The following is a 22460-nucleotide window of genomic DNA, read 5'->3' on the forward strand; positions in this document are numbered from 1 at the left end:
GGACACCCGAACCGAAAATCGGGACAGATGTCCTGACCGGAGGGACGGTGGTCTCATGTCGCCGGCTCCGGTGTCCGATCGTCGCTACCCGGCGCCGGTCGGGAGGCGTGCATGGGTGTGGCCGTGCCCGGGAGATCTGGCGGGCCCGACTGCACGGTCCGCGGGCTGGGAGTGGCGGCTGTCGTCTGGAGCCCGGGCACGGTCCGCCGAAGGCAAGCACTGCCGACCGGCAGGGAAGCCGGTGCGGCCTGGGTGCTGGCGAATGGCGGGGGTGACGGTGCGGTCTGGTGAGGGTGGGTAGTGGCGACTGGCGGGGAAGCCGGTGCGGACTGGGTGGTGGCGACTGGCGGGGGTGATGGTGCGGTCTGGTGAGGGTGGGTGGTGGCGACTGGCGGGGAAGCCGGTGCGGACTGGGTGCTGGAGACCGGTAGCCGTGACGGTGCGGTCTGGTGAGGGTGCGTGGTGGCGACCGGCAGGGGAGACCGTGCGGCCTGCCGACGGTGTGCGTTGGTGGTTGTGGGTGAAGGTGGCGCGGTCTGGTGAAGGCGGATGGCGGCGGTCGTCGGCGGAGGTGGCGCAACTTGCGAGAGATGGACGGGTGTCGCGACAGGTGGCGTGGTCTCCTGAGGGCGAATGGTGGTCGTCGTCTGGGGAAGTGGTGTGGGTTCCCGGAAGTGGGTGGCGGCGATCGGTGAGGGGACCCGCGCGCGGATGGCGGCGGGGTGGAGTCCGGGTTGGGGTGGCGCGGTCAGGCCCATGAGAAGCGCCACCGTCGGGACTGCACCAAGGTTGCCGCGTATTCGCGCAGTGTTCCTGGTTGGGCGAGGTATGTGGGCAGGCTGAAGGCGCGATGTTCGGCGGCGACGGTGAGGGCTCGGGCGTGCGTGCGGGGTGGGGCGGACACTGACAGTTCAATCGCGTCGAAGCCCAGTGTTGTCAGGGTTGCGCCGAAGCGGTCTTCCCAGCTGCGGAGGACTGCGGACAGCTCCGCGACCTGGTCCGTGGACTTGATCATGCCCGTCCAGCCGATGAGGGCGGGGACGTCGGCGGGACGGTCGGCTTGGACCAGGCCCAGGCGGTGTGGGGTGCGGGCGGCCAGTAGCGACCCGGTGTTGCCTGCCTCGGCCAGCGGGTCTGACCGGCGGTGCGAGCGCCGGGCCAGACCGGGGAAACCGGCGCTGAACGGGCGTAGGCAGGCGCCGTCGCAGCAGGAGCCGTCCCACCAGCGGGCCATTACGGCTGCCGGGTCGGCCGCGTCGATGCGGTGGCCGGCCGGGGCGAGGCGGCCGCGGTCGTCCAGCCAGTCTTCGCCTCGGGTGGAGAAGCGCTGGTCGGGCGGGATCAGTACGGGCCACAGCCCGGACCGTTCGAACTCCGCGACACAGCTCAGGTACCGCTGCGGCCGCGCGAGCGGCTCGTGCGACACCCAGATCCGCCCGTGCCAGCGCCCGGGCGGCAAGGTCTGTACCGGCGGTGCCCCGAGGCCGGGACGGGACGGTGTGCCGGGGCGGAACGGTGCGATCGTCATGAGCTTCCCCTCGAACTGGTGTTCGGTGCCTGTAGGTCGAACAGTAGTTCGAGGGACCGACAATTTCCAGGGGTTTGGTCGCTCATCCGTTCGAGTGAATCTGGAGAGTGTGCAGGTCGGGGGCTCGGTTGGGGTTGAAGGGGAGAGTGGGGTTGCTGGGGTGTCCGGTTGGGCTGAACGGGTCAGTGGTGAGGGGAGTGTGGGTGGGAGAGCGTGGGCCGGGCCGGGCAGGGCGGCGGACGTCGGCTGGACGGGGCCGGGCAGGCAGGAGTCGGCCAGGTGGGGCCCGAGAGCGGGGTATTGGCGGGGTGGAGAGGTCGGGTCTGGCAGGTGGGGCTCGGGAGGTGAGCCCGGCGGGGTGGGGAGGCAGGTGTCGGCCAGGTGGGGGCCCGCGAGTGGGGAGGTAGGCGTTGGCCAGGTGGGGCCTGGGAGGTAGGCCCGGTGGGGTAGGGAGGCAGGCGTCGGCCAGGTGGGGCCTGGGAGGTGGGTCGGCGGGGGTGGGGAAGCAGGAGTCGGCCAAGTGGGGCCGGGAGGCGAGCCCGGCGGGGTGGGCAGCCAGGTGTCGGCCAGGCGAGGGTCCGGGAGGCACGATCGGCCAGCCGGGGAGACACCTGTCGACCACACGCGCCTGGGAAGCAGGCGCTCAAGGGCCGCATCGCGTAGGTCGCTGACGTCCCCGGCGCATTGGAGCGAGCCAGGCCCTACAGCGGCCGACGCAAATCCTCCGCGTCGACGATGTGGTACGCATATCCTTGCTCAGCAAGGAAACGCTGCCGATGTGCGGCGTACTCAGTGTCCACCGTGTCCCGTGAGACGATCGAATAAAAGTGCGCCTGCCGACCATCGCCCTTTGGCCGCAGCAACCGGCCGAGCCGTTGCGCTTCCTCCTGGCGTGAGCCGAACGTGCCCGAGATCTGGATTGCCACCGACGCTTCCGGCAGGTCGATCGAGAAGTTCGCCACCTTCGACACCACGAGCGTGCGCAGTTCGCCTCGGCGGAACTTGTCGAACAGTTCCTCGCGTTCCTTGTTGCGTGTGGAACCCTGGATCACCGGCGCCTCCAACTCTGCGCCCAGCATTTCCAGCTGGTCCAAATACGCGCCGATCACCAGCGTCGGCTCGCCCGCGTGACGCTCCACAATGGACTTGATCACCGGCGTCTTCGTCATCGCGGTCGCGGCCAGCTTGTAGCGTTCGTCGGCATCTGCGGTGGCGTATTGCAGGCGCTCGGAATCGGTGAGGGTGACCCGTACCTCGGTGCATTCCGCGGGTGCGATCCAGCCCTGTGCCTCGATGTCGCGCCACGGGACGTCGTACCGCTTCGGGCCGATCAGGGAGAAGACGTCGCCCTCGCGGCCGTCTTCGCGGACCAGTGTTGCGGTGAGCCCGAGCCGTCTGCGCGACTGCAGGTCGGCCGTCATCCGGAACACCGGTGCGGGCAGCAGGTGTACCTCGTCGTAGACGACCAGGCCCCAGTCGCGCGTGTCGAACAGTTCCAGGTGCTTGTACTCGCCCTTCTGCTTGCGCGTGATCACCTGGTACGTGGCGATGGTGACCGGCCGGACCTCCTTCTTCTCCCCGGAGTACTCGCCGATCTCGTCCTCGGTGAGCGACGTGCGCGCGATCAGTTCGCGCTTCCACTGCCGCCCGGCGACGGTGTTGGTGACCAGGATCAGCGTGGTCGCCTTGGCGTGCGCCATCGCGGCCGCGCCGACCAGCGTCTTACCCGCGCCGCACGGCAGCACGACGACGCCGGAACCGCCTGCCCAGAACGCTTCCGCGGCCTGTCGCTGGTAGTCCCGCAGGTGCCAGTCGGCCTCGTCGAGTTCGATCGGATGCGCCTCGCCGTCCACGTACCCCGCGAGGTCCTCGGCCGGCCAGCCGACCTTCAGCAGCAACTGCTTCAGCCGCCCGCGCTCGGACGGGTGCACCACCACCGTGTCGTCGTCGATCCGCGCGCCCAGCATCGGGCTGATCTTCTTGTTGCGCGAAACCTCTTCCAGCACCGCGCGGTCGGTGGTGGTCATGACCAGCCCGTGCGCCGGGTCGTTCGCGATCTGCAGCCGCCCGAACCGGCCCATCACGTCCACGACGTCGATCAGCAGCGGCTGCGGCACCGGGAACCGCGAGTACGTGGTGAGAGCGTCCACGACCTGCTCGGCGTCGTGCCCGGCGGCGCGCGCGTTCCACAGCGCCAGCGGCGTGATCCGGTACGTGTGCACGTGCTCGGGCGCCCGTTCGAGCTCGGCGAAGGGCGCGATCGCGATCCGCGCGTCGTTGGCGCGCGGGTTGTCGACTTCGAGCAGCACCGTCTTGTCGGACTGGACGATCAGGGGTCCATCGGTCACCTGTCCTTTATACGTTCCCTCCCGGCGGGCGGCCCGGGGATGCCAAGATGGCGGGACGAAGCCGCGGGAGGGGACCCAGTGACCACACCACCGTTCGGCGTGCCGCCGGCCGCGAACCCGTTCGAACCGCCCCGGTTCAGCGCGGGCCCGAATCGGCCGAAAGCGTTGTCGGACAAGATGAAAGCCCTGCTTGCGGGACTCGTGGTGGCAGGGCTCGGGCTGGGTTGCCTTGCCGCGTTCGGGGTCGCCGCGATCGCGCGCCAGTCGGGACCGCCGGTGGCAGGCGGCTGCGTCTACCTCTCCGCCGTCGGCTCGGACACGCAGAGTTACCACAGTGCCGACTGCGCCGACCAGCGCGCCACCTACCGCATCGACAACGTCGCCAAGGGCCGGTCGACCTGTCGTGGCAAGGACTACGTGCGCTTCGAGCTGTACAAGTCGACGCGGACCACCGGCACCCCGAGCCAGACGCTGTGCCTCGCGCTCAACGTGAAGTCCGGCGAGTGCTTGCGCAACGTTTCGGACGAGGCGACCGTGAGCAAGGTCGCGTGCAACGACCCGGCGGCGGAAGCGCGTGCGGTGGTGCACGACGGTCAACGCTCGTCGTCCAGTTGCGGGGACAAGGATCTCCCGCTCGTTTACGCCGGACCGCCGGTGCGGACCATTTGCCTCCAGCCGACCGGGGAGAACATCTAAGGCAGCATCGCCTGTACGTCGAGGCGGTTGGCGAGCTGTCCGGAGCTGTGCATGAGATCCGCGACGCGCTGCAAACGGGTCGCCGACAAGGTGGTCGGGTAGCTGCCCAGCGAGATCAACGCCGCCGTGGTCCAGTCGATGTCGGAGAACGACGGCAGGGCGTCGCGCACCATCGCGGGGTCGGACGCCGCCAGCTGTGCCTGGGTGAGCACCTGCCGGAACGCCGCGAGCGTACGGGGGTTCGCCGCGGCGAAGGCGCCGGTTGCGGCGTACCCCGAGGCGGGGAAGTCGAGGGTCGCGCCGGTCGAGCCGTCGGCAAGGACCTGAGCGCCCAGCTCTTTCTCCGCGCGCGTGAGATACGGCTCCACCATCAGCGCCGCGTCCGCGTCACCGGCCTGCAGCGCTTGCGGCATCTGCTCGAACGGCCGGGTCACGAACTGGATCTTCGCCGGGTCGACCCCTGCCGTGCCGAGGACCGCGCGGGCGGTGAGCGCACCGATGTCGTCGGGCGAGTCGACGGCGATCTTCGGGGACTTCTTCCCGGTCGGCTCGGTGTAGTTCGAACCCGGCAGTGTGACGAGCGCGATAGTGGTGCGGCCGAACGTGTAAGCCTCGCCTTGCAATTGCAGTGCCGTACCGCCCGCGGCGGCGCGGAACAGTGACACGTCGCTGCCGAAGGTCACGTCGATCTGGCCGGAGTTCAGCTTGTCGACGCCGTTCTGGCTGCCCAGCTCCACGAGCTGCACGGTGAGCCCGGCCTGGCGGAACTTGCCCGCCCCGACCGCGATGCGCAGCGGGGCGGTGTCGATCGGACTTGCGACGCCGACGCGGAGCGTGCTGCGTTCCGGCGGTTCGGGCTGCGCAGCGTCACCGGACTGGAACAGCGAGCAACCGCTGATCGCGAACAGGATCGCCACCAGCGCAAACGCCAGACCGGTCGCCTTCATACCCTTTCCCCTGACGGCAGAATCTCTGCCTCGTGCTGGATCGTATGGGCCACTGCCCATACGATCGCCCGCAGGGCCGTGCCCCCGCCAGGGTGGCTTCCCGATCCGCTCGCCGGGATCTACCGTTCGGTAGGTTCCGGGCCGGAACCCCGATGACGTCCGTGGGTAGAGGTCCCCGCGGTGGAAAAGGAAGCACAGGTGACCCGTCGCGACGACCGTCCCCGATCGGGCGACGCGACGGATCCGGCTGCCGCGTGCAAGTTCGGTGGCCGATGGCGGCTGCGGAACTGGCGGCTGCGGACCAAGCTCTTCGCCGTCCTGCTCATCCCCGCGCTCGCGGTGGTGGTGCTCGTCGGCCTGCGGGTGAACAGCGACCTGCGCGACGCCCGTCAGCTCGCCGAGTTCGCCGCCCGCTGCCGGGTCGACGCGACGGTCGCCGAGGTGGTGCACCAGCTGCAGCGGGAACGCGACGTCACGGTCCGGTTCGTGGCCGGCGACCGGCAGGGGCCCACCGCGGTGCTCAACGGCCAGCGCACGCGGGTCGACCAGGCGATCGGCGCCTTTGAACGGACGCTCTCCGACAGCCGGTCCCGCCTCGACGGCTCCGCGGCGGCCAGCCTGCAGCAGAGCGACGACCGGTTGCGCGTGCTGGGCGGTCTCCGCTACTCGGCCGAGCATTCGGCGTACCCCGCTGACGCCGTGCTTCGGTCGTACAGCGAGCTGATCTCCGGTCTGCTCGACATCAGTGACACCGCGGCCGCCGACGTCACCGACCCGGAGCTGGCGCGGCTGCGGCTCGCCGGGAACGCACTGTCGCGGATCAAGGACCAGATGTCGGTGAAGCGTGCGGTGATGGCCGAGGCGCTCGCGCAGGGCACGCTGAACCGCGACCGGATGCGCGCGCTGCTGGGCGCGGAAGCCGAGCTGGCCGCCGCGCGCAACGACTACCGCACGTTCGCCACTGCCGACGAGCAACGGATGTACGCGGACACAGTGATCGGCCTTGTGGTCGACATCGGCAACGACATGGTCGAATCGGCGCTCACCCGCACCGAGAACAACCAGTCGCTGTCCGGCCTCGACGCGGACAAATGGGACACCGCGGCGACGTACACGGTCAATCTCGCGCATCAGGTCCAGCAGGCGCTCCTCGTCCAGCTGCAGGAGAAGACCGACGCGCTGGCCGCTCGCGCCCGCGCGTCGACGATCTGGGACGGCGGCATCGTCATCGGTGTGCTGCTGGTCGCCGGGGTGCTGTCGGTGGTGATCGCGCGTTCGCTGCTGCGGCCGTTGCGGATTCTGCGGCGGACGGCGCTGGACGTTGCGGATCACCGGCTGCCCGAAGCGGTACAGCGGCTGCTCACCGAACCCGATCCGGCGCCGGAGAACATGCGGCACCGCGCGGCCGTCGCGCCGGTGCCGGTGTTCACGCGCGAGGAAGTGGGTCAGGTCGCGCGGGCGTTCGACGCGGTGCACGGCGAGGCGGTACGGCTGGCTGCCGAGCAGGCGATGCTGCGCGAGAACGTCAACGCGATGTTCGTGAACCTGTCGCAGCGCAGCCAGGATCTGGTCGAGCGGCAGCTGTCGGTGCTCGACCGGATGGAGGCGGGCGAACAGGATCCGGACACGCTCGCCGGGCTGTTCGAGCTCGACCACCTCGCCACGCGGATGCGGCGCAACAGCGAGAACCTGCTCGTGCTGTCCGGTACCGACCTCGTGCGCGAGGACAGTGGACCGGTGGTGGCCGACGAGATCATCGGCGCCGCACTGTCCGAAGTGGAGGATTACCAGCGGATCGAGCTCGCCCCGGCGCCTGCGCTCGCGGTGCGTGGCGACGTGGTCAACGACCTGGTGCACGTGGTGTCCGAGCTGCTGGAGAACGCGACGCGCTACTCCGGTGACCATTCGCCGGTCACCGTCGAGAGCGAGCGGACCTCGCAGGGCGCCTGGCGGATCGAGATCACCGACCGCGGCGCCGGGATGCCGCAGGCGGAGATCGACCGGACGAACGCGCGGCTGGCCGACCCGCCGGAGGTCGACGTCGAGGTGTCCCGCCGGATGGGGCTTTTCGTGGTCGCGACGCTCGCCGGACGGCACGACATCGCCGTGTCGCTGCGCCCGGCCGACGGACGGGGTCTCACCGCGATCGTGGTGGTACCCGCGTGGCTGATCACCGAGGCGCCACCGCTGCCGCAACCACCGGCGCCGGTGGAACCCGAACCCGCGCCGGAGCCGGAATTGCTTGCCCCGCTTGCGCCACTTGCCCCGGCCGAGGAACCGGCCGACCCCGACGAGCTCGTCGCGCCTGCCATCGAGGCAGGTCCGCCGCGGCGCGCGCCGGTGGTGGAGAACGCGCCGGCGTGGCCTGCCGAGCGGGAACGATCGCACCTGGACATCGACGCGCCGACCGACCGGATGCCTGCGTACCGGGATGTCCTGTCGCGGTGGTTCGACCTGGCCGCGCCGACGGAGGAGCCGCCGGAACCGCGGGTGGTGGCGGCCGAGCCGGTGCTGCCCGAGGTACCCGCGTTCGAGCCGGAGTTACCCGAGTTTCCCGCCACCGATCCGGACGAGGCGGCCCCGCAGTGGCCGACCCCCGACCAGCTGGAGCAGGAGGACGGCGCCGAGGACACCTGGCCGTTCCTGCGGGTTTCCGACGTGGAGGACGGCCCCGCCGCGGTGCCGGAGCAGCGGCCGATACTCTCGCTTTCCCCCGACGCGGTGCGCGCGCGGATGACGAGCCTGCAAGGCGGCTTCCGGCGCGGCAGGCACGCACGGGGGGACGACACTCCACCACTGGATCGAACGGATGAGGCATGAGCTCGAACACCGCCCTGCTGGAAGTGATTGCGCTCGGCGCCCGTGACGCGGAGCGCGCGCAGGAGGGCGGGGCGGACCGGCTGGAACTGGTCGCCGACATGGCCAGCGACGGACTCACGCCGAGCCAGGAGACCGTGCGCTCGGTGCTGGGCGCCACGGATCTGCCGGTCCGGGTGATGGTGCGGGCGGAGAACACGTTTCACGCCGGTGATGTCGACGAGCTGCGCGCCACCGCGGACCGGCTGGTGACGGCGGGGGCGCAGGAGTTCGTGTTCGGGTTCCTGACCGAGGAGCGAGAGGTCGACGCCGACGCTTGCCGGGCGCTGCTGAAGGAGATCGGCGGGCGGCCCTGGACGTTCCACCGCGCCATCGACCGGGCGCGGGACCCGTTGGGTGCTTACGACGTGCTGGCTGAGCTGGGCTGCGACACGGTACTGGCGGCGGGGCACGCGGCCGGGGTGGGGAGCGGCTTGCCGGTGCTGCAGCGGCTGGCTCGGCGGGCGGATGGTCCGGCGCTGCTGGTCGGGGGTGGGTTGCGGGCGCAGCAGGTGCATTTGCTGCGGGCCGGCGGGGTGCGGGGGTTCCACGTGGGCAGCGCGGTCCGGCCGGGCGGCTGGGATGCGCCGGTGTCCGTTGGTGCCGTCCGGGAGTGGGCCGAGCTGATCAAGGGCTGAAGGTCCGTGAAGGGAACCTTCACGGAATTAGATTCCCTCATGGTTCCCTTCACGGACTTAGATTCCGTGAAGGTGGCCTTCACGGACCTTCAGCCCAGGCCGGCTCGCGCGCTGCTCAGCTGCTGAGCAAACCCCGCAGGGCGGTCAGGGCTCGGTGTTGTCCGACGCGGACCGCTGCGGCGTTGGGGAGCCCTAGGGCCTCGGCGGTTTGCTCGGCGCTGAAGCCGAGCACTACCCGGAACGTCAGCAGGTCTCGTTGATCTGCCGGGAGCCGATCCAGCGGGTCGGCCGGGCTGACCCGTGGATGGCGGCGTAGTTCCTCCGCAACCATTCCGTACGCAATCCCGAATACGAACGGCAACAACGCCCCCGCCGGTCGCCGGGGTAGATCGGCCAGCACCGCCAGCAACGTTTCCTGCGCACAGCGATCGGCGACCACCCGATCCAACCGGGCGCGGCAATAACGCAGCACCAATGGTCGTAGCCCGGCGAGCAATTCGTCCACCGCGGTTCGCTCGCCGGTGGACGCAGCCGTGATCAGTGCGGGGTCGAACCGCACCAAGCGCGCGCTCTCGTCAATGGACATACTGCCTCCCCGGAGCAGAGTTTCCTCCGCACGGACCGGATTGTCCACGATTTCCGCATACCGACGTCCGTTGGTTTCCGGATGAAGCGGGACGACCTCCGCCGAATCGACCAAAAGCCATCGAAGTGGAACATAAACCAACCATCGAAAAGGTCAGCCAAAAGTAGGTTCCGGGGCGTTTCTTATGCTCGGCAGCACGGGCCGGGACCGCGGTTTTTCCGGTCCGGTCCCCGCCTCTCGAGAGGAATTGCCATGCGCTTGCGCAAGCTTGTCGCCGCTGCGGTCCCGCTGCCGGCGTTGCTGTGCCTTTCGGTGGCCGGCGTCGCGAATGCCGACCCATTGATCACCCTGTCCGGCAATGCTGCCCCGCTCGCGGCCAGTGCTCGTTCCGGCGACGTCGACGCCGGGCAGCCGATCACCGCCGCGCTGTCGCTCAAGCTGCACCACCGGCAGGCGCTGGAGCGCTTCCTCGCCGACGTGCAGAATCCCGCGTCGCCGAGCTATCGTCACTTCCTCACTCCGGAGCAATTCACTACTGCATTCGGCCCAACGCAAGCCGAGGCCGACCATGCGGTGGAATTCCTGAAACAAAACGGCGCGTCCGGAATCGAGGTTTCCGGAAACCGGCAGGCAATCACCTTCTCGGCCACCGCGGGGCAACTGGAATCGGCCTTCCACACCCGGCTCGGGAATTACACCGACACCGTCACCGGACGGCAGTTCTACGCCAACGACGCCGCGCCCGAATTGCCCGCTTCGGTGTCCGCGGTGGTCGATTCGGTGGTCGGGCTCGACAACCACGCGGTGAAACACCACGCCAGGGCCGCGCAAGCGCCGCGCACGGTCAAGCCGGTCACGCCCACGATTCTCCGTACCGCTTATGGCACCAGCGGCCTTTCCGCGACCGGCGCCGGGGTGAATGTCGGTTTCGTCGAGTTCGACGGTTACCGCAAATCGGACATCACCGCGTACGACACGAAATACGGCCTCCACGCCGGTTCGGTCACCACGGTCTCGGTCAACGGCGCGAACTACGACGCGAGCCCCGGCGACGGCGAGGTCGAGGTCGACCTGGACATCGAGGTCGTGCACGCGCTGGCCGCGGCGGCGAACGACTACGTGTACGAAGCTCCGAACTCCAACGCGGGCGAGCTGGCGATGTACCAGAAGATCGCGTCGGACAAGAAGGTCAGCGTCGTCTCGATCTCGTGGGGCTCGTGCGAGGCGGCCGAGGGCTCGTCGGCGGCCAACAGCGTGAACAACGCGATCGCGACCGGCACCGCGGAGGGCATCAGCTACTTCGCCGCCGCGGGTGACGACGGCACCACCGACTGCGCCCGCCAGACCGGCAGCAACGCCCAGGCCGTGGACTTCCCGGCATCGAGCCCGAACGTGTCGGGCGTCGGGGGTACCCAGCTGTCGGTGACGTCGTCGAACGCCTACAGCAGCGAGAAGGCGTGGAACGACGGCGCTTCGGGCGGCGCGACCGGCGGCGGCATCTCGACGATCTTCGCGGCACCGTCGTGGCAGTCGCAGCAGAGCACGACCAAGCGCAAGGTCCCGGACGTCGCCGCGGACGCCGCGCAAGGTTCGGCGTACTCGATCATCTCGGGCGGCCAGGCCGGCAACGTGTGGGGCACCTCCGGCGCAGCCCCGCTGTGGGCGGCATTCACCACGCTGCAGAACCAGGTGCACGGCGGCGGCCTCGGCAACCTGAACCCGAAGTTCTACAGCATCGGCAACGGTTCGTCGTACGGCACCGGCTTCCACGACGTCACCACCGGCACCAACACCTTCAACGGCACCACCGGCTTCTCCGCCAAGACCGGCTACGACCAGGTCACCGGCTGGGGCTCGGTCAAGGGCACCGGGCTCTCCGGACTGATCGGCTGACCCCGTCCCCGTGAGTGGCTGTGCCGGTGAGCCACTCACGGGGATACGGTGGGCGCCATGGGAACTCGCACTGTCCGGGACGCCACGCGCGAGCTGCTCCGGAACCTCGGCCTCACCACGGTGTTCGGCAACCCCGGCACCACCGAGATCGCCTTCCTCACCGAGTGGCCCGACGATTTCACCTACGTGCTCGGCCTGCAGGAGTCGGCGGTCGTCGCGATGGCCGACGGGTACGCGCAGGCGACCCGGCGGCCGGTGCTCGTGAACCTGCATTCGGCAGGCGGCGTCGGACATTCGCTCGGACACGTGTTCACCGCCTACCGCAACCGCGCGCCGCTGATCGTGCTGGCCGGGCAGCAGACCCGCTCGCTGATGCCGGACGAGCCGTTCCTCGGCGCGGTGGAGGCGGCGAACTTCCCCAAGCCGTACGTCAAGTGGAGCATCGAGCCGGCCCGGGCGGCGGACGTACCCGCGGCCATCGCGCACGCGTACCACGTGGCCACCCAGGCGCCGCAGGGTCCGGTGTTCGTCTCGGTGCCGGTGGACGACTGGGACGCCGAGGCGACCATGCCGTTGCCCACCGGGCACCGCGTGTCCGGCTTCGCTCCCGACCCGGACGCGCTGGCCGACCTCGCCGCCGCGCTCGATGGGGCGCAGCGGCCCGCGCTGGTCGTCGGGGCCAGTGTGGACGGTGACGGCGCGGTACCGGATGTCGTTGCGCTGGCGGAAAAACTGGGCGCCGGAGTGTGGGCGGCGCCGATGTCGTCGCGCTGCTCGTTCCCCGAAGACCACGCGCTGTTCCTCGGTTTCCTGCAGCCGGAACGGCGAGCGGTAGCGGAAGCGCTGCGCGAGCACGACCTCGTCGTGGTCCTCGGCGCGCCCGCGTTCACCTACCACGTGTACCGCGGCGAGCCGGAAATCCCGCTGCCGCCGCTGTACCTCGTGAGCGACGACGACCAGGTGCTCGCGCGTGCCGGTAACGGCATCGGGATCCGGTCCACGCCGAAGCTCGCGATCCGGGCGCTTGTCGAGAAGGTCGTGCCGGGTGCGCGGCAGGTGCCCGCACGGCCCGATGCACCGGGTAAACCCGTCGAGGCCACCCCGATTTCGCCGGACTTCGCGTACTCCGTGGTCGCAGATCTGTTGCCGGACAACGCGATCGTGGTCGAGGAGACGCCGAGCCACCGTAACTGCCTGCACGACCACCTGCCGATCACCGCCACCGACACCGGATTCCTCACCGTCGCGAGCGGAACCCTCGGGTACGGCCTGCCTGCCGCGGTGGGGGCGGCGCTGGGCCGTCCGGACCGCAAGGTGGTGGCGGTGCTGGGCGACGGGTCGAGCATGTACTGCGTGCAGGCGCTGTGGACCGCTGCGCGCGAGCATGCGCCGGTCACGTTTGTCGTGCTGGACAACGCGCAGTACGCCGCCGTCCGCATTCTCGGCGAGTCCGCGGGCGGGACGAAAGTTCCGGGTACCGACCTGGGCGGGATCGATTTCGCGCGGCTCGCGGAGAGTATGGGCTGCCCGGCGCGCACCGTCGAACAGGCCGCCGACCTGCGGCCCGCGCTCGCTGCGGCGTTGCAGGAGAACGGGCCGAGCCTGCTGCACGTCCGGGTGGACCCGAATCCGCAGCCGCTGTACTGATGATCACGCATTGACCCGGATGAGTGACGCTGTTTGGATGGCCGGGTGCAGCCACTACTCACTCCCGGCCAGCGGGACCTGGTCGACCGCGCGGGCAAGCTCGCCGACGTTTTCGCCGAGCGGGCAGCCGAGCACGATCGCGAGAACACCTTCCCGCACGAGAACTACGACGACCTGCGCGAGGCCGGGTTCCTGAGACTGTCGGTACCCGAGGAGCTGGGTGGCCTCGGCGCCGGGCTGCCGGAAATCCTGCCGGTGCTGGAACGGCTCGCGATGGGCGACGGCGCCACCGCGCTGGCGTTCACCATGCACCTGTCGCCGCTGGGGCAATGGGCGAGCGTGTGGCGGCGCACGAAAGCGCCGCGGCTGGCGGAACTGCTGCGCAAGGCGGTGGACGGGGAGCTGATCTGGGCGTCGATCACGAGTGAAACGGGCCTGCGCAACGACATGACGGACGCGAACACGCGCGCCGTACGCGTCGAGGGCGGGTTCGAGCTCACCGGCCGCAAGAGCTTCGCGACGAACTCGTCGGTCGCCACGCATTGCTCCACGACCGCCCGCCACGAGGACGCCGAGGGCGGCCCGCGGCTGCTGCTGTGCCAGATCGCGCTCGACCAGCCTGGTGTCACGATCCACCAGACGTGGAACACGATGGGCATGCGCGGCACCCAGAGCAATGACCTGGAGCTGGACAAGGTGTTCGTCGAGGACCCGGCAGTGGTGCACTCACTGCCGGTGAAGCACCTCGACGCGCGAGTGCTGGAAACCGTGTGGTCGTGGGCAATGCCGGCGTTTTCGGCCGTCTACACGGGAGTCGCGGCGGGCGCGCTGGACTGGACGGTCCGGTCGCTGGTCAAGCGCGGCAAGACGGCGGACCCGGTGCTGCAGGACGTGATCGGCGAATGCCAGATCCTGCTGGAAAGCTCGCGCGCACTGATCTACCGGCACGCCGACGAGGTGATGAGCCGCCGCCTGTTCACCGGCGACGTCCAGGACGGCGTGGCCCGCTGCGCGGTGGTGAAGTACACGGCGGCGAACAACGCGGTCCAGGTGATGCAGCGCTTGGTCGACGTCCTCGGCGGGATGTCGTACACGAAGGCGCTGCCGTTCGAACGCATGTGGCGAGACGTCCAGGCGAGCACCTTCATGCCGATGGGCAACCTGGCGACGCGGAAGCTGGTGGGCGCGAACGTGCTTGGCGTGCAGACGTTACCGGAGATCAGCCCGGACGAGACCGGACCCGGCTCGCGCGCGAAGGTTTGATCGGCGAACGGGTGAATCCGCCGCGAGGGGGATGAGTTCTCGCTGCCTTCCGGACTACCTTGATCACTTCGGTCTTGGTGTCCAGGGGAGGGACAGCGAGTGGCGAAGCAGAAGTATGCGAGGCGCCCGGACGGATCGGTTTACCCGATCACGCCCAAGAAGGGCGGGGTCAAGATCCTCGTGGCCGGAGTGGCGGTCGTTGCCGCCGTCGGAGGCGGTACCGCTGCCGGGATCGGCGGCGCGAGCGTGGAATCGGGCGCACTGCCGGGAAATCTCTCCGGTGAGGTCGCGGACTCGCTGCCCGGCCGGGACCTCGTAACCAGGAAGGCCGAGGGCCGGAAATCCGCCCAGCGGGGCCGCAAGCAGGAGACCTTCGGCCGGTTCAAGCTCAAGGAGCTGAAGCGGACCGCGAAACACGAGCTCACCTGCCTGGCGAACTCGACCGGCCAGGTCCGGGAGTACCTGGCCCACCACCGGTGCACTTCACTGGACCGGAGTCTGTACGCGGTCGGCGACGGTCGCGGCAATGCCGCCGTGCTTTCGCTCGTGCGCGTCGGTTTTCCGAAGAAGAGCGACGCCGCCGGATGCGAGAAAGTCGAGAAAGTGCACGGCAGCGGCGACATCAAGCCGCTGGGTGCCGCCGCGCTGGGGCTCGCGAGAGTCGAGTTCTCCGGCCGCCATTTTCATTCCCGGATCGACCGCCGCACCATGGTCGTCGCCGAGACGGAAACCCTCACCGGGCACATCGGTAACGCCGAACTCGACGCGCTGGCCGACGTCTCGGTGTGGTTTCCCCGAGTCTGATCAGCTTTTCGCGTTCTCCACGGCAGGCGCTTCCGAAGCCGCCGCCGCGTCCCACTCCGCCGCGTCCGCTGCCGCCTGCGAAGCCGGGCCATGCAGCAGGCGGGCCACTTCCCCGCGCAGGGAAACGAACCGGGCCGATTCCCGGGTCGTGATCTGGTCTCGCTGGGCGGGCAGGTCCACCGGCAGGTCGGCCACGATGCGCGCCGGGGACTTCGACAGCACCAGCACCCGGTCGCCCAGGTACACGCTCTCGTCGATGTCGTGGGTCACCAGCAGGACCGTCGTACCCTGCTCCGATTGCACGCGGCGCAGCAGATCCTCCAGGTCGAACCGGGTCTGCGCGTCCACCGAGGCGAACGGTTCGTCCATCAGCAGCAATACCGGACGGCTCGCCAGCGCGCGGGCGATCGACACCCGCTGCTGCATCCCGCCCGACAGCTGCCACGGGAATTTGCCCTCCACTCCGGACAGTCCGACCGCCGTCAGTGCCTCGGTCGCTCGCCGACGGCGGGCCGGCTTGTCGAGTTTGGTCCAGCGCAAGGGGAATTCCACGTTCTTCGCGACCGTCAGCCACGGGAACAGCGAGCGGCTGTAGTCCTGGAACACGACCGCGAGATCGTCCGGCACCGTCGTGACCCGGTCGCCGTGCAGGCTCACCGTGCCCGACGTCGGCGGGAGCAGGCCCGCGATCGCCCGCAGCAGCGTGGATTTCCCGCACCCCGACGGGCCCACGATGCACGCCAGCTGCCCGGACTCCACGGTGAACGACAGGTCATCGACCGCGGCATCGCCGCTGCCGTAGCGGTGCGTGAGGCCGGAGACCTCGAGCATGGTCGACATAAGCGGGTTACCTTCCCTCGTTCCGGCCGGGCTGCCAGCCGAGCACGCGACGTTCGATGCCGAGCAGGGCCGCGTTGAACCCGTACCCGAGGATGCCCAGCAGCACGATCCACGCCCACATCTGGTCGAAGTCGTACGCCCGCTGCGCGGCGAGCAGCGCGTACCCGATGCCGTTGAGCGAACCGACGAGTTCCGAGATCGCCATCAGGATCAGCGAGATCGAGAGCGACAACCGCAGCCCGGCGAAGATCTTCGGCAGTGCCGCGGGCAGCACGACCAGCCCGATCCAGTACCGCCGTGGCGTGCGGAAGGCGCGCGCGGTCTCGGCTTTCACCTTGTCGACCGAACGCACTCCGTCCACTGTGTTCATCAGCACCGGCCACAGTGAACCGAAGATGATCGTGGCGATCTGCATGCCCGGTCCGATGTGGAACAACACGATGAACACCGGGACCAGCGCGGGCGGCGGAATGGCGCGGAAGAACGCGAAAAGCGGTCCCACGTAGTCCATTCCGGTGCGCGAGCGGCCCAGCGCGGTGCCGAGCGCAACGCCGAGCACCACCGACAGCAGCCACCCGCCGAGCACGCGGGCGATGCTCGGCAGCGCGTGCTCGAACACCGCGTCGCCGAGGAACAGCTGCGACGCCGGTCCGGAGAACCACAGTTTCGCTGCTGCCGCGGCAATTTTCGACGGCGGCGGGAAGAACACGCTCTGGCTCAGCCGGGTCGCGAGCTCCCACAGCAGCACGAGGATCACGAACAACAGCCATTTGCGGGCAAACCCGCCGAGCCCGCGGCCGACCCGCCGGGTCACCGTGGACGGCTTTTCGACCACACTCACGCGGCGGCTCCCTGCGCGACGCTGCTCCAGCCGAAGAGCCGGTGCCCGAGCCGTTCCAGGCCCTCGTTGACCAGGTAGCCCAGCACCCCGGCGACGACGGTGCCCGCGAGCACCAGGTCCATCCGCCCCGACCCGGAGCTCGCCTCCAGCACGAACTGCCCGATCCCGAGCTTCGCACCGGCCAGGAACTCCGTGCTGATCACGAGGATCAGCGAGATCGCCGCGGACAGCCGGATCCCGGTGAACACGAACGGCGCGGCATGCGGCAGCGCAACGGAAGTGAGGACCCGCGATCGCGGAGTGCCGTACGACCGCGCGGTTTCCAGCAGCAGCGGGTCGATCTCGGCGAGCGCGTAGATCGTGTTGAAGAGAATGGGCCACACGGCCGCGTACACGGCCAGCGTGATCTTCGCTTCCGGACCGCCGCCGATCACGATCAGCACCAGCGGAATCAGCGCGACCGACGGGATCGGCCGCAGGAACTCGACGATCGCCTTGGTCGCGTCCCGCAGCCAGCGCACGCTGCCGAGCACCAGCCCGGCAGGCACCGCAATGGCGATCGAGATCGCGAGCGCGATCATCCAGGCGAGCAGCGACGCCACCACGTCACGGACGAATGCGACGTCCCCGAGCAGCTCACCGATCCGCGCGAACACGACGGTCGGCGGCGGCAGGTCGTTCTGGTCGAGCAGACCGGCCCGCACGAGTACCTCCCACAGCAGGAGGAAACCGAGCAGGCCGGTCAGATTCCGGACGAGCCGCACGTCAGGTCGCGCTCGCCTGCGGGACGATCATCGAGGCGACGTCGATCCGGCTCTGGATCGACCCGAACTGCTGCAGCAGGTCGGGGACCCGCTGGATGCGCCGGGCGTCCAAAGTAGACTGGAAGGTGAGCAGGTTCGTCAGCTTCGCGGTCGCCTCGTCGACCTTCGAGAACTGGATCATCAACGGCTCGATCTTCGAACGGTCGGCCGATTCCTTGGTGGCCCGCGACATCGCGCGCTGGAAAGCGGCGACGGTCTTCGGGTTCCCGGAGGTGAACTTGCCGAGCGAGCCGTACCCCGCGGTCGGGAAGTCCTTGGTGCCGCCGGACGCGGTGTCGATGACCTCCACCGTGCCATTGGTCTTCGCCGACGCGGTGATGAACGGCTCGGTGAGGAAGCCCGCGTCGACGTCGCCCCGCTTCACCGCCGCGCCGATCTGCGGGAAGCTGACCGACACCCACTTCACGCCGGAGTAGTCCACGCCGTTGTCGCGCATCACGGACTTGGTGAGGGTGTCGCAAATCGTGTTGGTGGCGGTGATGGCGATTTTCTTGCCTGCCAGGTCGTGCACGTTCTTCACGTTGCTGTTCGGCATGGCGACGATCTCGGTGCTCTTCGGACCCGCCGACGACGCGTCCGCGACCAGCTTGATGTCCGCGCTGCCCTTGCTCTTCGCGATGAAGAACGGCGTGTAGCTCGCGTAGGCGATGTCGACCTCGCCTGCGATCAGCTTGGTGAGGGATGCGTCACCGCTGGCCGCGTCGACGGCTTCGACCTCGAGGCCCTCGTTCTTGAAGTAGCCGTTCTGTACCGCCAAGTGGAACGGAGCGACGTCGATCGTCGGCATGATCGAGACCTTGATCTTGGCCTTCTCGACCCCGGACCCGCCGTTCGACTTGCCCGAATCGTCGGATCCGCCGAGCAGCCCGCAACCGCTCGCGGTCACCGCGACGCCGCTGGCCATGGCGAGAGACAGGAACCCGCGCCTGCCGTACGTACGTCGGCTGCTCGCCGCTTCGTCAAACAAGGTCGCTCCTAGCGAATGAGGTCCCGCCGATTGCGCTGGCGTGGAGGAAGGTGGCTCATTGTCCGGAGTCACGCGGCTACTGTAGAGAACCAACGCGGCTACTCACAATGGGTGGTCATGCACGATTCAGAAGTGGTACTCGTCACTCGATCAGGTGATCGATCTGCCTGGTGTCCGGGGTTACCGGAACGGCCCGTGGGTGCCCGATCGACCTTAATCCGCTGCCTGGGTGCTCCCGGACGGCCTCTGGAGGGTTACAAATGGGCCAAGCTTTCGCTACCCTCTGCTCCTGCAGTGTGAGGTGTGGACCACCGATGTAGTGAGAGTAAGTCTCCCCAAGACGCTCCGCACAACCGGCTAACGGCCGGTCAGGGTGGCCTCGGCCGAACGGACCAGCGATCGACCACGTGCGGGGACCGAACGTCATGTCAGACCTGAACCGATTCCGCGCCCGAGGCGGCGGGCAACCGCACCGGAAAGTCGATCTTTTCACTCGGAAGGGTGTAATGGCTCGGTCAGCGGACCCGTCCCCGTCATCCATCCGGGTGCGGGGCCACCTGCCGGGAGCGTGCGCGTAGTGGCCACGAGTGCGGCGGGTTCGGAATCACGGGGCCGTACCGGCCCGGGCGGCAATGGCAATGCGGGTGATGCGGCGGTGCCGAACGAAGATCTTGCGGGGGCGGACGGGTCCTCTGCCGGCGGCTCCGGCGGCTCCGGCGGCTCCGGCGGCTCCGGCGGCACTGACAGCTCTGCGGGAGGCGGGGGTTCCTTCCAGCGCTCGCCGCTCGCGCTCGGGAACTGGCGGCTGCGGTCCAAGCTCGCGCTGATCCTGATCATCCCCACGCTCACCGCGCTCGTGCTCGGTGTCCTGCGCGTGGTCGACGACGTCCGCTCGGCCGTCCAGCTCGGCCACACCGCCGACCAGGTCGCGTTCGCCGAGAAGGTCACCGCGGTGGTGCACGACCTGCAGCGCGAGCGCGCGCTGGCCGTGGCCCGGCTCTCGTCCAACGATGCGCTGCGCCAGACCGGCCTCGACGCGCAGATGGCCAAGGTCGACAAGGACGTCGACGACCTGCGCAACGCCGCGGTCCACCTCGAAAGCGACGACCAGGCGACCAGCGACCGGTACTCGCGCGGCCTCCAGCGCCTCGACGCGCTGCGGCCGCTGCGGGCCGCGATCAACGCCTCGTCCTACTCCGACGCGGCGGTGCTCGACACCTACTCCTCGATCCTCGACTCGCTGATCCAGCTCGGCCGCGAGGTCGCCACCGCGACCACCGACCGCGACCTGCTCCGGCTCGGCACGAGCACGCAGGCGATCAGCGAGGCCAAGGAGTTCATCCTGCGCGGGGACGCGGCACTGCAGATCGCCGCTTTCCGCAACGGCTTCCCCGGCAACCTGCTCGACGAGACCCGCGCCGCCGAGGCGAGCGGGGACGCGTCGATCTCGGCCTTCCTCGCGAACGCCACCGACGACCAGGTCCGGCTCTACAACGACACCTACTCCGGACCCGAGGTCGACGACCGGCGCCGGATCGAGGCGTCGTCGTTCTCCTTCGCCCAGCAGGGCCAGCCGCTCAACGTCGACGCGACCCGGCTCGGCCAGGTCTCCACCGTCGCCGCGGACAAGCTCCGTGCGGTGGAAGGCAACCTGCTGACCCGGCTGCGGGCGCAGGCCGACGATCTGGCCGGCTCGGCCGTGCGGTCGGCGTGGGTCGGCGGGGTCATCGTGCTCGCGGCGCTCGTCGCGGCGCTGATCCTGATGCTCGTGATCGCGCGGCTCATGCTGCGCCCGCTGCGCGTGCTGCGGAAGACCGCGCTCGACGTCGCCTACACCCGGCTGCCGGAGACCGTGCAGTCCATTTTGGACGATCCGGATCCGGTCAACGCGTCGAAGAAGGCGGTCGAGCCGGTCCCGGTTTCCTCCCGTGACGAGATCGGCGAGGTCGCCCGCTCGTTCGACGTGGTGCACGAGCAGGCCGTCAAGATGGCCGCCGAACAGGCGCTGCTGCGCGAAAACGTCAACGGCATCTTCGTGAACCTCTCCCGGCGCTCGCAACGGCTGGTGGAACGCCAGCTCGGCGTGATCGACCGGCTCGAGGCCGACGAGCAGGACCCGGACCACCTCGCGAGCCTGTTCGAGCTCGACCACCTGGCCACCCGGTTGCGCCGCAACGGCGAGTCGCTGCTGGTGCTTTCCGGTGCGGGGCTGGCGAAATCGGTGCCGAAGCCGGTGCCTGCGGCCGACGTGATCGGCGCGGCGGTGTCGGAGATCGAGCAGTACGCCCGCATCGAGGTCGGCATCGTGCCGGACATCGCGGTGCAGGGCCTCGCGATCCACGACCTCGTGCACGTGCTCGCCGAACTGCTCGACAACGCGACGTACTTCTCCGAGCCGGAGACCAAGGTGACCGTCCGCGCGGTGGTCACGCGCAAGAAGGCGCTCGCCATCCAGGTCACCGACCACGGCGTGGGAATGAGCGACGAACGCCTCGCCGAGGTCAACGAACGCCTCGCCGACCCGCCGGACCTTGACGTGTCGGTGACCCGGCGGATGGGCCTGTACGTGGTCGCGCGGCTGGCCCAGCGCCACGGCATCGAGGTGCGGCTGCGCGAGAACGAGGACATCGAAGGCGGCGTGATCGCCCGCGTCGTGGTGCCCGCCGAGCTGCTCACCGCGGTCCGGCAGGCCGCACCGGCGCCGCGGCTCACCCCGCCGCCGGGCCGCAACGAGGTGTCGCACCCGAGCCTCCCGCCGCTCAACCGCGAGCCGGAGCCGTTCTCGATGCCGCCGGTCACCCCGCCGCCCGCGGTCCCGGCGGCGCCTGCGGCCGCGGACAACGGCGGCCTCGTCCCGCTCGACCAGCCGATCAGCCTCGACGACCTGGTCGCGGGCAACCGCGCGGCGGGTCCGTTCCTGAGCCCCGAGGCGCCGTCGGTGGAAGCCCCCGCGTGGCCGACCGCCGACGACCTCGCCCCGCTGACCCGCGACTCCAACGGCGACGGCGCCAGCCTTGCGCAGACCGAGTTCCCGCCGCTGGTGCTGCCGAAGCGCGAGCCGAAGTACGTTGCCCCGGAGGAGCCGAAGAAGCCCGAGCCCGCGGAGACCGACGGCGCGTCGGCGCTCGAGGACGACGTGCCCACCCGGCGGCTGCCGATCTACCAGTCGGTGCTGTCGCGCTGGTTCAGCGAGGGCAGCGACGGCGAGGACTCGGAACCCGATCTCGGCCTCCCGGAGCCCGGCGAGAGCGTCGTGCCGGAGCCGGACCACGCCGAGGTCCCGGCGACGCCTGCGGTTTCTGTTACCTCGGCGGCCCCGGTGCCCCCGGCGGCCCCCCAGGTCAAGGAGGAGCCGATCGAAGCCACGCCGCTCTACCCCGGGTCCGACGGGCCGGACGACGACAGCTGGCACAGTGTCTCCGACGAGGGCTGGCAGGCAGCGCAGTCGTTGCTCGAGTCCAAGAACGAGGAAATCACGTCCGCCGGGCTGCCGAAGCGCATTCCCAACGCGTATCTGGTCCCCGGCTCGATCGGCGGTGCGGGTGAGCAGGCACAGCAGCAGAACTCGTTCACCGATGCGACCGCCGGGCTGCCCGGAACGGGTGCGATCACCCGCTCGGCGTCCGCGGCCCGCAGCCGGATGGCAAGCTTCCAGCGTGGGTACACCTCCGGTCGGCACGCGTTGAAGGAGCGGCCACCGGATGCCCGGCTCGACGAGGACGGCGTTCGCGTCACCGGGGCCGGGTATGTGAGCGACAGCAGTGAGGAGCGAGAGTGACACG

Annotated in this window: 16 protein-coding genes; 8 read left to right on the top strand and 8 right to left on the bottom strand. The window is 69.6% G+C overall.

The genetic code is table 11. From position 1 onward, the window contains the following. Window positions 1-748 precede the first annotated feature (748 nt). Together OO71_RS40295 and OO71_RS40300 are read right to left on the bottom strand one after the other, a co-directional pair. Complete coding sequence (locus tag OO71_RS40295) at window positions 749-1528, bottom strand: DUF4253 domain-containing protein (RefSeq protein WP_033295325.1); 780 nt, start codon at window positions 1526-1528, stop codon at window positions 749-751. A 701-nt stretch (window positions 1529-2229) separates the two neighbouring features. Continuing rightward, entirely contained in the window at window positions 2230-3876 is a 1647-nt protein-coding gene (locus tag OO71_RS40300) for a DNA repair helicase XPB (RefSeq protein ID WP_033295326.1), read from the bottom strand. A 78-nt stretch (window positions 3877-3954) separates the two neighbouring features. Here OO71_RS40300 and OO71_RS40305 point away from each other — a divergent pair, with 78 nt between their 5' ends. Beyond that, a complete protein-coding gene (locus OO71_RS40305; RefSeq protein WP_033295327.1) occupies window positions 3955-4572 on the top strand; it encodes an LppU/SCO3897 family protein in 618 nt (205 codons plus the stop codon). On the opposite strand, the gene OO71_RS40310 is transcribed toward OO71_RS40305, so the two are convergent. Then, window positions 4569-5519, bottom strand: coding sequence for an ABC transporter substrate-binding protein (locus OO71_RS40310; RefSeq protein WP_033295328.1), 951 nt, complete (start codon window positions 5517-5519; stop codon window positions 4569-4571). The two genes, OO71_RS40305 and OO71_RS40310, sit on opposite strands and share 4 nt — an antisense overlap. Before the next feature lie 198 nt (window positions 5520-5717). Here OO71_RS40310 and OO71_RS40315 point away from each other — a divergent pair, with 198 nt between their 5' ends. Both OO71_RS40315 and OO71_RS40320 read left to right on the top strand, forming a co-directional pair. After that, the gene (locus tag OO71_RS40315; RefSeq protein ID WP_033295380.1) at window positions 5718-8339 is read left to right on the top strand and encodes a sensor histidine kinase; all 2622 of its coding nucleotides are present in this window, start codon (window positions 5718-5720) and stop codon (window positions 8337-8339) included. Then, window positions 8336-9013 (top strand): copper homeostasis protein CutC, encoded by a 678-nt coding sequence (locus tag OO71_RS40320; protein ID WP_033295329.1) that lies wholly within the window; start codon window positions 8336-8338, stop codon window positions 9011-9013. The genes OO71_RS40315 and OO71_RS40320 overlap by 4 nt, the downstream gene beginning before the upstream one ends. 115 nt (window positions 9014-9128) lie before the next feature. On the opposite strand, the gene OO71_RS40325 is transcribed toward OO71_RS40320, so the two are convergent. Further along, complete coding sequence (locus OO71_RS40325) at window positions 9129-9599, bottom strand: sigma factor-like helix-turn-helix DNA-binding protein (protein ID WP_063740175.1); 471 nt, start codon at window positions 9597-9599, stop codon at window positions 9129-9131. 252 nt (window positions 9600-9851) lie between these two features. On the opposite strand from OO71_RS40325, the gene OO71_RS40330 reads away from it, so the two are divergent. The 4 genes from OO71_RS40330 (at window position 9852) to OO71_RS40345 (ending at window position 15206) form a co-directional block, all read left to right on the top strand. Beyond that, complete coding sequence (locus tag OO71_RS40330) at window positions 9852-11492, top strand: S53 family peptidase (RefSeq protein WP_033295330.1); 1641 nt, start codon at window positions 9852-9854, stop codon at window positions 11490-11492. Window positions 11493-11549: 57 nt separating this feature from the next. Continuing rightward, the gene (gene mdlC / locus OO71_RS40335; RefSeq protein WP_033295331.1) at window positions 11550-13139 is read left to right on the top strand and encodes a benzoylformate decarboxylase; all 1590 of its coding nucleotides are present in this window, start codon (window positions 11550-11552) and stop codon (window positions 13137-13139) included. A gap of 45 nt (window positions 13140-13184) precedes the next feature. Further along, complete coding sequence (locus OO71_RS40340; protein WP_033295332.1) at window positions 13185-14402, top strand: acyl-CoA dehydrogenase family protein; 1218 nt, start codon at window positions 13185-13187, stop codon at window positions 14400-14402. Window positions 14403-14501: 99 nt separating this feature from the next. Beyond that, window positions 14502-15206, top strand: coding sequence for a hypothetical protein (locus tag OO71_RS40345; RefSeq protein WP_245633937.1), 705 nt, complete (start codon window positions 14502-14504; stop codon window positions 15204-15206). Here OO71_RS40345 and OO71_RS40350 read toward each other — a convergent pair whose 3' ends face one another. The 4 genes from OO71_RS40350 to OO71_RS40365 are packed head-to-tail and all read right to left on the bottom strand — an operon-like array spanning window position 15207 to window position 18615. Continuing rightward, window positions 15207-16046 (bottom strand): ABC transporter ATP-binding protein, encoded by an 840-nt coding sequence (locus OO71_RS40350; protein ID WP_033295333.1) that lies wholly within the window; start codon window positions 16044-16046, stop codon window positions 15207-15209. It lies immediately after the preceding gene. Window positions 16047-16053: 7 nt separating this feature from the next. Further along, window positions 16054-16887, bottom strand: a complete 834-nt coding sequence (locus OO71_RS40355; protein WP_033295334.1) for an ABC transporter permease — start codon at window positions 16885-16887, stop codon at window positions 16054-16056. Further along, entirely contained in the window at window positions 16884-17651 is a 768-nt protein-coding gene (locus tag OO71_RS40360) for an ABC transporter permease (RefSeq protein WP_033295335.1), read from the bottom strand. The genes OO71_RS40355 and OO71_RS40360 overlap by 4 nt, the downstream gene beginning before the upstream one ends. A 1-nt stretch (window position 17652) precedes the next feature. Next, window positions 17653-18615, bottom strand: a complete 963-nt coding sequence (locus OO71_RS40365) for an ABC transporter substrate-binding protein (RefSeq protein WP_033295336.1) — start codon at window positions 18613-18615, stop codon at window positions 17653-17655. 718 nt (window positions 18616-19333) lie between these two features. Between OO71_RS40365 and OO71_RS40370 the strand changes: the two genes are divergently transcribed. Beyond that, window positions 19334-22456, top strand: coding sequence for a sensor histidine kinase (locus OO71_RS40370; RefSeq protein ID WP_211260816.1), 3123 nt, complete (start codon window positions 19334-19336; stop codon window positions 22454-22456). Window positions 22457-22460: the final 4 nt, after the last annotated feature.

This window comes from Amycolatopsis jejuensis, from assembly GCF_000717335.1.
In the GTDB taxonomy this organism is placed as follows: domain Bacteria; phylum Actinomycetota; class Actinomycetes; order Mycobacteriales; family Pseudonocardiaceae; genus Amycolatopsis; species Amycolatopsis jejuensis.